This window comes from Streptacidiphilus alkalitolerans (genome assembly GCF_042511045.1).
Lineage (GTDB): Bacteria > Actinomycetota > Actinomycetes > Streptomycetales > Streptomycetaceae > Streptacidiphilus > Streptacidiphilus alkalitolerans.
In genome coordinates this window covers 264,358-277,951 of sequence record NZ_JBHEZX010000009.1, presented here as the reverse complement: position 1 = coordinate 277,951, position 13,594 = coordinate 264,358, and the positions used below count along the sequence as shown (strand labels likewise).

Below are 13,594 nucleotides of genomic sequence, written 5' to 3'. Positions count from 1 at the left end.
GATTTGTCCTTCCCAGGGTGGTGGGTTGATGCCGCGGTCGGCTCAGTCGGTCCCGGCCGCGAAGCCGGACAGCCAGGCCAGCGACGAGTTCCAGTTGATGGCCAGTTCATTGGTGGAGTACGAGTCGATGTCGTCGAGGTAGCAGGTGGCGGGGGCGCAACCGGCCAGGTCCTGCTGGGCCACTTGGTCCTGCAGCGCGGAGTCCGGGCCGCCGGACATGGTCCCGGGCGGCGGGGTCGGCAGCGCGGGGTTCAGCTGGTTGGCCCAGATCCGGCTCTGCTGGTTGTGGCTGGCCCTGCTGCCGTAGCCGGTGACGAAGGACTGGTTCAGCGCGTTCTGGCCGAGCAGGTAGTCCAGCGCGCCGATCGACGCGTCCCGGTAGACCCTGCGGTGGGTGAGGTCGTACGCGGTGGCGATGATCTGCGCGTCGTCGGCGGTGACGCTGTTGGAGCCCCAGACGTACCCGCCGTCGGAGGGCAGGTTCGGGTTCGGGAAACCCTGCTCCTGCTCGTTCCTGACGAACCGGTCGGCCGTCGCGAGCACCCGCCTGCGCGCGGCGGCGACCAGGGCGAGCGGGAACCGACTCGGCAGCCGGAGGACGGTCAGGTCGGTCAGCGCACTGGTGTCCTGCCAGGAGAAGCCCGCCGTGCTGGTGTGCGCGGTGATGTACCGCAGGTAGCGCGGGTCGTGGGTGGTGGCGTAGAGCTCGGCCGCGGCCCAGGAGAACTCGTCGCTGACGTCGGTGTCGGCGTAGGCCCCGCCGCCGACGTCGTCCACGGCCGGGGCGTAGACCGCCGGGTGGGCCAGCGCGGCCTTCCAGGCGGTGGCGGCAGCGGTCAGGCACTTCGCGGCGAAGGCCCGGTCGTAGCGGGACCAGAGGCGGGCGCACTGGGCCCCGGTGGCGGCCAGGTTCAGCGTGGCCGCGGTGGACGGCGGGTGCAGGTAGCGCGGCTGGGCGTCCTGGTCCGGCCGGGTGGGGATGGCGGTCCAGGCGGCGTCGGTGACCTTGTGGTGCACCATCCCGGCCAGCGGCTGCCCGACCGGGACCTGCATCTCCATCAGGAACTGGGTCTCCCAGCGCGACTCGTCCAGCAGGTCGGGCACGCCGTTGTGGTTCTCCGGGATGCTCATCAGCCCGTCGCCGGCCCCGGCCCGGTCGCCGGTGTGCAGGGCGCGCTCGTAGGAGTCCATCAGCTGCCAGGCCGCGAGGCCGCCGTTGACCACGTACTTGCCCTGGTCTCCCGCGTCGTACCAGCCGCCCCGCACGTCCAACGTGTAGTCGCAGCCGCCGGGTTGGCAGGGCACGCTGGTGTCGCCCCGGTTGGGGGCCGCGCCGAGGTGTCCGGCCGGGCGGGCGTAGGCGGTCCCGGCGTAGGCGGCGTCGATGGCGGTGCCGCTGCGGTCGTCGTAGAAGAAGTCCAGGGCGTCCTTGCGCAGCGCGGCGTAGGGGTCGTCCTCGATGGTGAAGGGGTAGCTGGTGGCGGCGCCGACGGCCAGGGTGTAGCCGGTGCCGGGGGTGCGCACCGCGCTGAAGTCGACGCGGTGGACGTGCTCGCCGGACTCGGCGTCCATGCCGGACACCCGGGTCTCACCGGTGCTGACCACGTTCCCCGAGGCGTCCAGCAGGCTCCAGGGCAGCGGGCTGTCCGACGGGTCGACGATCGAGGCCTGCTTGGGGCCGTCGGTCTCGTAGGCGTACTGGTTGACCCGTACCGGCGAGCCGAAGTCCCGGCCGCCGCCGGGTCCGATCGCGCCGCCGGTCAGCGAGACGCCGCTCAGGCACAGGGTGAACGGCTGGGCCGCTCCGCCCTGCTGGAAGGACAGCTGGCCGTGCAGCCCGCCCACCGGGGCGGTGCCGGAGACGGTGAAGGTAGTGGGCGTGCCGGTGACGGTGAGCGCCTTGTTGAAGGCGGTCGGGTAGGGCGCGGCGGCGAGCTGCAGCACGGCGTGGACGGCGGCGGCGGTGGTGGCTGTCGTGGTGCCGGTCGCTGTCGCGGTGAAGGTCAGCGTGTACTTCTGGCCGGCCTCCAGCGGGACGTCGTTCTGGCCGATCATCGAGCTGTAGACGGCCGTGCCACCGGCCGGGACCTGCGCGCACAGCTGACCGTCCGTCACCGACGAGGGCGTGTTGCCGCTGCTCCACCAGTCGGTCTCGCCGTCGGCGAAGGAGCCGTTGAGGATCCGCTGGTAGTCGGCCGCGTGGGCCGGGACGACATTGAGGGTGATGCTCAGGGCCGAGGCGATACCGACCGCGACCCATCCGGGTCTTTTCGACACACCAGGCTTTGTGGACATACCGGGCCCTTTCAGGGGCAGGGGTCCCGGCTTCGTGCGGCGTCGGATGTTGATGCTGGGGTCCGCCCGTCGCCGCGTCAATGGCTGCGGCGGCAGAACTTTTCCGGCCGCGCCCCCTTCCCAGGCCGGGGCGGCCCGTCCTAGCCTCGGACCGTGCACACTGGGACCGGTTACAGTCATCGCTCCGGACCTCCTGGTTCAGATCCGGCTGGTTGCGGCGTCACCGCACCCGGAGCAGGGGCGCCTGTCGGCCCTTGATTCTGTAACCGGTCCCGGTCCTGTCGTCCACCCGGAAGGGCTCGCCCGCATGACCGTGTTCGACCCGCGTTTCGTCTGGGGTGCCGCCACCTCCAGCTACCAGATCGAGGGCGCGACCGCCGAGGACGGCCGGGGCCCGTCCATCTGGGACACCTTCGCCGCCACCCCCGGCGCGGTCCACGACGGCGAGGACGGGAGTGTGGCGGCCGACCATTACCACCGCTTCGCCGAGGACGTCGCGCTGATGGCCGAGCTGGGCCTGCGCGCCTACCGCTTCTCCATCGCCTGGCCCCGGATCCAGCCCACCGGCACCGGCCCGGCCAACCAGCGCGGCCTGGACTTCTACCGCCGCCTCACCGACACCCTGCTGGACCACGGCATCCAGCCCTGGCCCACGCTCTACCACTGGGACCTGCCGCAGCCGCTGGAGGACCGGGGCGGCTGGCCGGTCCGCGACACCGCCGAGCGCTTCGCCGACTACGCCGTCATCGTCCACGAGGCCCTCGGCGACCGCATCACCCGCTGGACCACCCTCAACGAGCCCTGGTGCTCGGCCTTCCTCGGCTACGCCACCGGCCGGCACGCCCCCGGCCGCCGGGAACCCGCCGCCGCCGTCCGCGCCGCCCACCACCTGCTGCTCGGCCACGGCCTGGCCGCGCAGGCCCTCGCCGACGCCCGGATCGGCATCACCCTCAACCTCACCGACGTCTCCCCCACCAGCGACGACCCGGCCGACCTGGACGCGGCCCGCCGCATCGACGGTCTGCAGAACCGCCTCTTCCTCGACCCCGTCCTGCGTGGCCGCTACCCGGACGACGTCCTGGACGACCTGGCCGGGACCCTGGACTTCGACCACGTCCGCGACGGAGACCTGAAGACCGTCGCCGCGCCGTTGGACTTCCTGGGCGTCAACTACTACGCCCCGATGCTGGTCGGCGCGAGCGCGACACCGAACGACACGGCCTACGTCGGCTCCCCGCGGGTGCGCTTCGCCGGCGGCGGGCGGCCCCGTACCTCCATGGGCTGGGAGATCGACGCCGCCGGCCTGCTGGCGCTGCTGACCCGGCTGCACCGCGAGTACCCGGCCGTCCCGCTCTACCTCACCGAGAACGGCGCGGCCTACGACGACCCGGTGCACGACCCGCTGCGGACCGCCTACCTGCGCGACCACCTCCGCGCCTGCGCCGAGGCCGTGGCCAGGGGCGTCCCGCTGCACGGCTACTTCGTCTGGTCCCTGCTGGACAACTTCGAGTGGTCCCACGGTTACCGGCCGCGCTTCGGTATCGTGCACGTCGACTACGCCACACAGCGGCGCACCCCCAAGGACAGCGCCCGCTGGTACGCCGAGGTGATCCGCCGAGGCGGCCTGAGCGACAGCGACCACGCAGCAGAGGAGACCCCCGTCCGATGACCGGCCGTCAGCCCACACTGGACCAGGTGGCACGGCTGGCCGGCGTCTCCAAGGGCACCGTCTCCCGGGTCCTGAACAACCACCACCACGTCAGCGCCGCGTCGCGCCACGCCGTGGAGAGCGCCATCGCCGAGCTCGGCTACGTCCCCAGCGTGGCGGCGCGCTCGCTGGCCACCCAGCGCCGGGGCGCGGTCGTCCTCGCCATCTCCAGCGACGACCCCGCGCTGTTCGCCAACCTCTTCTTCGCCGAGGTGATCACCGGTGTCAACGAGGTGATCGAGAGCACCGACCTGGAACTGCTGCTGATCCTGGCCGCCTCCGACCGGGGCCGGGAGCGGCTGGCCCGTACCCTGCAGTCACGCGGCGCGGACGGGGTGATGCTGCTCGCCCTGCGCGAGAACGACCCGCTGGCGAAGGTGGCCGAGTCGGGCGGCGTGCCGGTGGTCCACGGCGGTCGCACCTCCCACCCCGACTCGCGCTGGTACGTGGACGCGGACAACCGCGGCGGCGCCCGCCAGGCCGTGGAGCACCTGGTCTCGCTGGGCCGCCGCAACATCGCCACCGTCACCGGCCCGCTGGACCTGCACGCCGGCACCGCCCGCTACCTCGGCTACCGCGAGGCCCTGTCCCTGGCCGGGCTCCCCGACCACCGGGTCGCCCACGGCGAGTTCGGCGAGGCCGGCGGCGCCGCGGCCACCCGGCAGCTGCTCGCCGCCCACCCCGACCTCGACGCCCTCTTCGTCGCCTCCGACGCGATGGCCGTCGGCGCGCTCCAGGTCCTCCGCGAGCACGGCCGCCGCGTCCCCGAGGACGTCGCCGTGGTCGGCTTCAACGACATCGCCGCCGCCCGGCACACCGACCCCAAGCTCACCACGATCCGCCAGCCCATGGTCGCCCTGGGCCGCGAGATGACCCGGATGCTGATCCACCTGATCAACGGTCAGCAGGTCAGCCCGCTGATCCTCCCCACCGAACTCGTCATCCGCGAATCCGCGTAGCCGGCCCCGCGCAGGCCGGCGCCTCGTCAGCCGCCGGCGTAGAGGGTCGCGACGGCGGTCGCCCCGATCACCGTCTCGGCGCGGCTCCAGGACCAGCCGCCTTCGGCGACCAGTGAGCGCCATGCGTCGGGACCGAACCAGAGCCAGAGCAGGTCGGCGGTCTCCCCGGCGTCGTAGAGCGGACGCGGCGTCAGCGCGTGCAGGTGGCGCGCGGCGTCGCCCAGTGCCGCACGGTAGTCGCGGGTGGCTCGCTCCCACAGCGCGGCGCCGTCCTCGTAGACGGGCAGCGCCAGCCGAACGGCCTCGTGCACGGTGGACTGCGTCTCATTGCCCGCGCGGGTTCCGGCCGCCAGCGCCGCGAGGACCTCACGCGGGTCGCTCAACTGCGACACCCGCCGCATCGCCGCTTCGTAGCGGGACCCGGCCACTCCCGCGTCAACGATGCGGTCCATGATCTCGCGCTTGCTGCCGACGCTCGCGAACACGGTCTTCGGCGACACCCCCGCCGCGGCGGCGATGTCCGCGACGGTCACCAGACCGTAGCCGCGCCGGGCGAACAGCTCCGTCGCGGCGTGCAGGATCGCCTCGCGGGTCCGCACCGCCGCCTGCTCCCGCAACGGGGAGGCATAGGCACGTTTGGGAGTCGGCATGACAGGCAGACTACCCGCCAGGTGCTTTGATTGCCTCATCAACCAATTCAATAGGCGTGTGATAACCTCAATTTCTGAGATCCCCTCATCAGCCGAGGAGTTGCCATGCAGGGCACCGTCACCGCCACCGCGTCCGCCCTCTTCACGATCCTGGAGACGGGCGACCCGGCGCTCGCGGCCGACGTCGTCGGCATCGGCTTCCACAACCGGGAGGCGGTCAACTCCCCCGCCGCCTGCGCGATCCCCGGACCGGCCGGGGTGCTCGCCTCCAGTGCCTGGATGCGCTCCGCGTTCACCGGCCTGCACTTCCCGATCCTCGGCACGGCCACCGACGAGGAGCGGGACCAGGTGTACGTCCGGCTGCGCATGCGGGGACGGCACACCGGGCCGTTTGTGCTCTTCCGCGACGGAAAGCTGGACAAGGCCGTGCCGCCGACCGGCCGTGAGATCGACTTCGAGCAGATCCACGTGCTGACCATGCGCGACGGAAAGGTGGTGGAGCACCAGGCCGTCCGCGACGACATGACCATGCTCGGCCAGCTCGGCGTCTTCCCGCCCGCCCCCGCCCTCGCCGCCCGGCTGGCCGGCTGGAAACTCACCGGCCGCGACCGGCGGGCGGCCACCGCCGTCTCCGCGAGCGCCGCCGAGGCAGCCGCCGGGTTCGGGGCCGCGTAGCCCCGCGACCTCGCCGACAACCCTCGGGGGCAGGTAACCCGCGCATCGAGTCCCGGGGCGCGTTACCGGGAGACCGGTTCGGCGGCGGACGACGGCCCCGCCGACGGCTGCGGCTGCGGCTGTCCGGGCAGCAGCTGGTGCCGGCGCAGCGCGACCAGCGTTCGCAGCGCGATCGCGCCGACCAGCGCGCTCACGGCGGCCAGCACGAGGTACTGCCAGACCTGGTAGCCGCTGGGGCGCAGCGCGTTCAGCCAGTGCAGGGCGGCCGTGGCAACCGCGGCCCAGCTGAAGGTGAAGGCCCAGGTGCTGGGCATGAAGGGCAGCGCCAGGTAGCCGGGCAGCAGGCGCAGCTGGGCCAGGACCATCAGCAGGCCGTATCCGCCCAGGAACGCGGCGGTCGCGTCGATGTGGTCGCCGTGCAGGGCGAAGTAGGCGAGACTGGCGACCGCCGCCGGGGCCACCTCGATGGCCAGGGTGGGCATCAGCGGCGCGGGCAGCCGGGGGCGGAAGAACAGTCGGCCCAGGATGATCGAGCCGAGCACCAGCCAGCAGACGATGCCCAGGCCGAACATCGCCTCGGCCAGTCGCCGCTGCCCCACGGCCGCCGCCCCGGCCGAGGCGAGCAGGCCGCCTGCCACGGTCGGCAGGAAGTACCCGGGGTGGAACCGGTCCAGGTCCAGGCCCCCGCCGTACATCCACTGCCCCGTGAACCAGGCCCCCAGCAGCACCGTCAGGGCGAGGAACACGTCGAACAGCACCCGCCCGGCCTGCGGGGCGTGCGGGTACAGGCCTTCGACGGCCAGCAGCATCGGCGTGATCACGGCCAGGGACGCGAAGGGGGCCGCGACCGGGTCCAGCAGGTCGCGGCCGAACCCGGCGCGGTCCCGGCCCAGGTACCTCAGGTAGGCGGCCAGGACCGCGGCCCAGACCAGCGCGGCCACGGCGAACAGGACCGTCGCCACGGCCTGCGGCGCCCGGCCGTACTCGGACGCCAGTTGCCAGCTGCCGGCCAGACCGGCCAGACCGAACGGCATCGCGAAGAAGTTGAGGGGGATGCGCTGAGCCGCCATGACCGTGACTCCAAGGTAGGGACCGGCCGGAACCGGACCGGTCACCCTCAGGTTCCTCCGGCGGCGGCTCGCGAAAAAGCACCAGTCTCCGATGCCACTCATCGTCCATGCCTCTCAATCGGGAGGCCCGGGGCTATTCTTCGATGATGGAGTTCCGGCAGCTGGAAGCCTTCGCCGCGGTCGCGAGCGAACTGCACTTCGGGCGCGCCGCGCAGAAGCTGTACGTCAGCCAGCCCACGGTCAGCGAACTCGTCCGACGGCTGGAGCGGGAACTGCACACACCGCTGTTCACCCGGACCACCCGCCGAGTGGCCCTGACCGCGGCCGGCGTCGAACTGCTGCCCTACGCCAAATCCATCCTGGCCGACGCCACCGCGGCGACCGCGGCCGTGCAACGGGTCACCGAGGGCCAGGGCGGCACCGTCCGGGTGGGCCTGACCCCGCCGGCGGCACCGGTCCTGGCCCCGCACCTGGTACGGGCCTTCCAGCGGTCGGCCCCGCGGGTCACGGTGCGGCTGGAGCAGATGTGGCTGCCGACCCTGACCGAGGCCGTCATCACCGGCGCCGTCGACGTCGCCCTCAGCTGCGGCCTGCCGCCGGACCCGCACCAGGGCCACGGCGACGGCGATGTGGTGAGCGCCGTGTGCGCCGCCGAGCCGCTCCTGGTCGGGCTGCGCCCGGAGCACCGGTACGCGGGCCAGGCAGCGGTGAGCCTGGAGGACCTCGCCCACGACGTGCTGGGCGCCACCCGCGTCGGCCTCTTTCCGGCCTGGGCGCTCGCCCAGCGACAGGCCCTGGAGGCCGCCGGAGTACACCCGCCCGCAGTCGACCTGCTGGACACCGACCTGGCCGCGACGCACTGGTTCGCCCAGCCCGAGGTCGACTGGATCCTGCTGATCGGCTCGCTCGCCAGCAGCCACACCGAAACCGTGGTCCTCCCGGTCGCCCCGAGCCGCCCGGTGCCCTTCACCCTGCGGTGGAATCCCGCCCGCGCCCAGCCCGCGGCCGTGGCCGCCTTCGTCCACACGGCGCTGAGCACCGACCCGCCCGCAGGCTGGTCATCCCCGTCAGACACCCCCTAGCGGCCGGACTCCTCGAGGGCGACGTGTCCGGCGTCGGCGGTGGCCTGCTTCTGCGCGGCGGCGGGTGCGGCCGTGCCGCAGAAGACCGGGTTCAGTACCCGTCGCTCCGCGGCGAAGACGGCGGAGTTGTTGGAGGCGTTGGCCGAGACGGTCACCTGACGGGATCCGTCCTTGGTGGTGTAGGCGTAGGTCTGGTAGCCCTCGATGATGCCGTCGTGGCCGTAGACGCTGATTCCGCAGGAGAGCTTGTACTGCCGCATGCCCAGGCCGTAGCCGCTGGTGGAGTCGACCGGCCTCATCGTCTCCATCTGGGTCAACTGCGCGGCCGGCAGCAGCTTCCCGGTGGTCAGCGCCCGCAGGTAGCGGTTCAGGTCCGCGGTGGTGGATATCAGCGCGCCGGCGCTCCAGAGCCAGGAGGCGGTCTGGTTGGTCGCGTCGAACAGCGGCTTGCTGCGCACGTCCTGGGTCAGGTAGCCGATGGCGTGGGCCGCCGGGAGGGTGGTCTTCGGCACGACGAAGGCGGTGTGGGTCAGGCCCAGCGGGGTGAGGATCCTCCGCTGCAGCGCCGTCGCGTAGGGAAGGCCGGTCATCTTCTCGACCAGCAGACCGAGCACCACGAAGTTTGTGTTCGAGTAGCTGTACCTGCTGCCCGGCTTGAACTGCGAGCCGTGCTTGACCGCCATTGCGACCAGGGTCTTCGGCTGGTAGGTCCGGTAGCGGAACTTCTGGTAGCCGGTGACGGTGCCCCCGGTGAGCAGGTCGTCGGTGTAGTCGTACAGACCGCTGGTGTGGTTCAGCAACTCCCGGACGGTGATCGGCGACCGCGCGGGCAGCACCCCGGCCGGCAGGTACTTGGACGCCATGGTGTCGAGGGCGACCTTCTTCTGCCCGACCAGTTGCAGGACGAGCACCGCGGTGAAGTCCTTGGTGATGCTGCCGACCCGGAACTGACCGGTCGGGCTGACCGCCGTCCCGGCGGCGATATTGCCCCGGCCGAGCGAGACGGTGGACACCTTGGTGCCGTGGAGGTCGTCGACCCGCGCGAAGACACCCGGGGACCCCGCCCTGACGACAGCCTGCAGCGAAGCCTTCAACGCCGTCAGATTCGGAGCCGGGGCGGCAGCCGCGTCGGCCCGGGCCGGAAGCTCGGCCGCCAGGACGGCCGCGAGCGCCCCGACGGCCGCCACACCCAGTACGGTCCGCCGAGCAGCGCGGGTACGACGTCGATGCACGAGAAGTCTCCAGTTCAACCGAGTTGGCGCACAGCATGTCAGAGACCCGAATCCCCCGGGGGGGTTCTCCTGCCCGTCAGGCCGACGCGGCGGTCCGCCCGTTGCCTTCGCACCGCACGGGCAGGGCGCGCCACGCCGCGGGGTCGGCCGGGTCGGCGGGGGATCCGGTGTGCAGCACGTAGTGGTGCGGGGCCATCGCGGCGGGACGCCCCGGCAGCGCGGCCACGCACGCGGTATGGATCCGCGCCGGGTCGGCCGCCCCCGCGGCGAGGTGGCAGACCAGGCGGTGGCCGAGGCGCTCGTCGGGTTCGGCGACCACGAGGAAGGGTGGCGGGCCGGCGGCGCCGGGCCGGGCGAGGACCTGGGTGAGCACGTGGGCGAGCAGTTCGTCGACCTCGGCCCCGTCGATCCAGCAGCCGTCGGAGCGCAGCCAGCGGGGGCCGCGGGCCACCGGGGGCAGGCCGGTGAGCTCCTCGATCTCCTGGAGTTTGACGTCGCCCCGGGCCGCCTCGATGAGCAGGACGGCGAGTCCGCGGCCGAACAGTTCCGCGTCCGGCGCGGCGAGCCGGGCCGGATTCGCCCACAGCGACAGGTCGAGTTCACCGTCGAGGCGGAACACCCAGAGCATCAGGTCCACGGCGAGCGGTTCGTCCGGCAGCCGACTGAGCTGGATCTGCTGGGCGGGGTCGCGCGGGTCGGCGCCGCCGCGCAGCACTCCGCCGTCCAGGCCGAGCGGGCTGAGGTCGTTGAAGACGCAGTCGCGGGCGTAGCGGGTTCCGCGTTCGCATCCGACCCGGTCGATCGTCGTCCACAGCTCCTCGGAGTCGAACCAGCTGTGCGGGTAGGCGAGTTGGGTCCGCTTGCGGACCCGGCGGGCCAGTGCCTCGAAGCCGTCGTCGGCGCCGACCGGCAGCGTGAACAGCGCGTCCTGCGCCACCGTGCCGACGTAGTCCGTGAGTTCGGGCAGATACCGGTTGGCCGACAGGGTGGTGACCACGGCCTGCCGGTGGCCGGTGCGGTGGGCGGTGAGCGCCGACAGGGCCGTCAGTACCAGGGAGGACCGGGAGACGCCGGTCCGTTCGGTGAGCACGTCCAGGGCCGCCGCAGCCGCCTGCGAACGGATCCGCAGCCGCGGCGTCCAACCGGCCCGGGCGGCGGGGCTCACACCGCCAACCGGCCCTGCGGCGGCGGGAGTCGGCGGCACCGCGAACATCGCCTGCGGGATGGTCGCCAGCTGTCCGGCCCAGTACCGCAACGACGCCGCGGCCCGGCGCTCGCCCTCCGGGGAGCGTTCGAGGTGCGCCAGGTCGACCGGCCGGGTCGCGGCGGGCGCCGGCAGCGGCTCTCCGGCCAGCAGCGCGAGCCATTCGCGGCGCAGCAGGCCGAGCGAGGTCGCGTCCACGGCGGCATGGGAGAGGACGAGTACCAGGTGGGCCGGACGCCCCTCGTCCGTGACCAGGGCCGCGCGAACCGGGTGCTCGACGGCCGGGTCGAAGCGGACCGCCCGCCACCGGAGCCCCAACTCCTCGGCGAACAACGCCGGATCACCTTGGGCGGCATAGACCCGTAAGGCCGTCTCGCTTTCCGCGTGCACCAGTTGGCGCGGTTCGGGCCCGACGGGGAAGGTGGTGCGCAGCGACTCGTGGCGCAGCCGCAGCGCGGCGAGGAGGTCGGCGACGCGCCCGGGGCCGATACCCGCCGGAAGCTCCCACACCACGTGCATATTGATGTGCGCCGGTTCGTCGGCGGCGATGCAGCGCAGCATGTTCGCCTGCCCCTGCGTGAGCGGTCCGCTGCGTGCCGAACCCCCCGACAGGCGGACCGTGACGTCCGGGCCCCTTCCCGGCACAACGGCACCATGGTCGAACTCCCCCATGATCTCCGCCATCGCGGACACCCCCTCCCCAATTGGTACAGACCTATCCTGCCGTTTGGGGCGGCTATTGGTCCAGACCTACCTAGAATCCAGGCGTCGCTCCAGACCGCGCGCCCGTGGCCGGATCGGGGCCGTCGGCCCTCCCTGCCCACGGGGCCGCCCTGCCACCGCCATTGGAGAACCATGCACCAGAGCACACCCGTCCGCTCCGCGCCGCCCGCAACCCTGGTCGGGCCGGACCGCCCGCTGCCGGCGACCACCGTCCTCGGCCGCTTCGAGAGGTGCGCCGCGGAGACACCCGACGCACCTGCGGTGAGCTGCGGCGACCGGCGGCTCAGCTACCGGGAGCTGGACACCGCGGCCGAACGGCTCGCGGCCGGGCTGCGCGGACGGGGAACAGGTCCGGGCCGAGCGACGGCGGTACACCTGGGCCGCGAGGTGGACCTCGTGGTCGCCCTGCTCGCAGTCTGGAAGTCCGGCGGCGTCTACCTCCCGCTCGATCCCGGTCTGCCCGCCGACCGGATCGCCTTCCTGCTGCGGGACGCGCAGGCCGAACTCGTCCTCACTGGACCGGAACCGACGGCCCGTCAGCTGCCGGACGGGGTCACCTCGGCCACGGTCGACGAACTCTCCGCCTTCTCCGCCGGCCCGGGAGCAGCCGCCGCAGCCCAGCCACTCCGCCCGGACATCCCGGCCTATGTCATCTACACCTCCGGCTCGACCGGTCGGCCCAAGGGCGTCCGCGTGGGTCATCGTTCACTGCTGAACGTGGTGCTGGAACTCGCCGCCGCGATGCCCTGCGGGCCCGGCGACCGCTGGCTGGCGATGGCGGCACCGGGCTTCGACATCTCCATGGCCGAGCTGACCGTCCCGCTCGCCACCGGGGCGGAACTCGTGCTCACCGGCGAGGAGTTGCCGCGCGACCCGCGGGCACTGGTCCGGCTCGTGCGGGAAAGCGGCATCACCCGGATGCAGGCGGTCCCGTCCCAGTGGCGGCTGCTGCTCGACGCGGGGTTCGACGCCCCGGACCTGGTCGCGATGACCGGCGGCGAGGCGCTCACCGTGCCCCTCGCCCGTGCGCTGCGCTCCCGGGTGGCCGGACTGTTCAACGGCTACGGGCCGACCGAGACGACCGTGCTGTCCACGCTGTGGCGGGTGCCGGAGCAGGTCACGGACATCTCGATCGGTCTCCCGATCGCCAACACCCGGCTGTCCCTGGTGGACGACCGTCTGAGAGCGGTCGCCCCGGGCGAGGCGGGCGAGTTGTGCATCGCGGGCGCAGGCGTCTCGCTCGGCTACCTGAACCGGGCGGAGCTGACGGCCGACCGGTTCGTCGCCGAACCAGGCGGCCCCGCCGGGGCGTTGAGGTACCGGACCGGCGACCGCTGCCGCCTGCGGCCGGACGGGCTGCTGGAGTTCGTCGGCCGGACCGACGACCAGGTGAAGATCCGCGGCCAGCGGATCGAACTGGGCGAGGTGGAAGCCGGGTTGGCCGCGATGCCGGGCCTCGACGGAGCGGTGGCCGCGGTCCACGACCAGGGCGCCGAGGGAACAGCACTCGCCGTGTATGTGGTCGCCAGGGCCGGAGCGCCCGCCCCGAGTCCGGCCCAGGTACGGGAGTTCGGGCGGACCGTGCTGCCGTCCGCGATGGTGCCGAGCCTGGTGGTCGTACTGGACCGCTTCCCGCTCACCCCGAACGGCAAGGTCGACCGGCGTGCGCTGCCCGCCCCGACCGGGGCCGGGGCCGGGGCTGGGGCCGAGCCGACGGACACGGACTCCGAGCCGACCGCGACCACCCTGCTCACCGAGGTCAGTGAGATCTGCCGCGAGATACTGGGCGTCGAGCGGGTGCTGCCGGGCGACGACCTCGCCGACCTCGGCGGCCACTCGCTGACCATGATGCAGATCGCCGGCCTGATGCGAGCGCGCTGGAACGTCGACATACCGGTGGAACTGTTCTTCGAGTACGACACGGTGGCCGAGCTGGCACAGGCGATCGGCCGGATCAGAACCGGTGCCGACGCCCCCTGACCCGCCGTACGCAGCC

10 protein-coding genes are annotated in these 13,594 nt (G+C 72.8%); 5 read left to right on the top strand and 5 right to left on the bottom strand.

The window, feature by feature from the left end:
- Positions 1–42: 42 nt before the first annotated feature.
- The gene (locus ACEZDG_RS22180; RefSeq protein WP_380512287.1) at positions 43–2,277 is read right to left on the bottom strand and encodes a glycoside hydrolase family 9 protein; all 2,235 of its coding nucleotides are present in this window, start codon (positions 2,275–2,277) and stop codon (positions 43–45) included.
- A gap of 325 nt (positions 2,278–2,602) precedes the next feature.
- Here ACEZDG_RS22180 and ACEZDG_RS22175 point away from each other — a divergent pair, with 325 nt between their 5' ends.
- Both ACEZDG_RS22175 and ACEZDG_RS22170 read left to right on the top strand, forming a co-directional pair.
- Positions 2,603–3,964, top strand: a complete 1,362-nt coding sequence (locus ACEZDG_RS22175; RefSeq protein WP_380512285.1) for a GH1 family beta-glucosidase — start codon at positions 2,603–2,605, stop codon at positions 3,962–3,964.
- Positions 3,961–4,962 carry a LacI family DNA-binding transcriptional regulator gene (locus ACEZDG_RS22170; RefSeq protein ID WP_380512283.1) on the top strand — a complete coding sequence of 334 codons (1,002 nt, stop codon included), beginning with the start codon at positions 3,961–3,963 and terminating at the stop codon, positions 4,960–4,962. The genes ACEZDG_RS22175 and ACEZDG_RS22170 overlap by 4 nt, the downstream gene beginning before the upstream one ends.
- Before the next feature lie 26 nt (positions 4,963–4,988).
- Here ACEZDG_RS22170 and ACEZDG_RS22165 read toward each other — a convergent pair whose 3' ends face one another.
- The gene (locus tag ACEZDG_RS22165) at positions 4,989–5,612 is read right to left on the bottom strand and encodes a TetR/AcrR family transcriptional regulator (RefSeq protein ID WP_380512281.1); all 624 of its coding nucleotides are present in this window, start codon (positions 5,610–5,612) and stop codon (positions 4,989–4,991) included.
- 105 nt (positions 5,613–5,717) lie between these two features.
- On the opposite strand from ACEZDG_RS22165, the gene ACEZDG_RS22160 reads away from it, so the two are divergent.
- On the top strand, positions 5,718–6,287 hold the full coding sequence (locus tag ACEZDG_RS22160) for an ester cyclase (protein ID WP_380512279.1): 570 nt from the start codon (positions 5,718–5,720) through the stop codon (positions 6,285–6,287).
- Positions 6,288–6,349: 62 nt separating this feature from the next.
- Here the strand turns inward: ACEZDG_RS22160 and ACEZDG_RS22155 are convergent, their stop codons facing one another.
- On the bottom strand, positions 6,350–7,357 hold the full coding sequence (locus ACEZDG_RS22155; protein ID WP_380512277.1) for an SLAC1 family transporter: 1,008 nt from the start codon (positions 7,355–7,357) through the stop codon (positions 6,350–6,352).
- Between the two features lie 107 nt (positions 7,358–7,464).
- On the opposite strand from ACEZDG_RS22155, the gene ACEZDG_RS22150 reads away from it, so the two are divergent.
- Complete coding sequence (locus ACEZDG_RS22150) at positions 7,465–8,439, top strand: LysR family transcriptional regulator (protein ID WP_380512275.1); 975 nt, start codon at positions 7,465–7,467, stop codon at positions 8,437–8,439.
- Here ACEZDG_RS22150 and ACEZDG_RS22145 read toward each other — a convergent pair.
- Both ACEZDG_RS22145 and ACEZDG_RS22140 read right to left on the bottom strand, forming a co-directional pair.
- Positions 8,436–9,626 (bottom strand): serine hydrolase domain-containing protein, encoded by a 1,191-nt coding sequence (locus tag ACEZDG_RS22145; protein ID WP_380512273.1) that lies wholly within the window; start codon positions 9,624–9,626, stop codon positions 8,436–8,438. The two genes, ACEZDG_RS22150 and ACEZDG_RS22145, sit on opposite strands and share 4 nt — an antisense overlap.
- A 121-nt stretch (positions 9,627–9,747) precedes the next feature.
- Complete coding sequence (locus ACEZDG_RS22140) at positions 9,748–11,436, bottom strand: condensation domain-containing protein (protein WP_380512271.1); 1,689 nt, start codon at positions 11,434–11,436, stop codon at positions 9,748–9,750.
- A gap of 294 nt (positions 11,437–11,730) precedes the next feature.
- Between ACEZDG_RS22140 and ACEZDG_RS22135 the strand changes: the two genes are divergently transcribed.
- Positions 11,731–13,578, top strand: a complete 1,848-nt coding sequence (locus ACEZDG_RS22135) for a non-ribosomal peptide synthetase (protein WP_380512269.1) — start codon at positions 11,731–11,733, stop codon at positions 13,576–13,578.
- Positions 13,579–13,594: the final 16 nt, after the last annotated feature.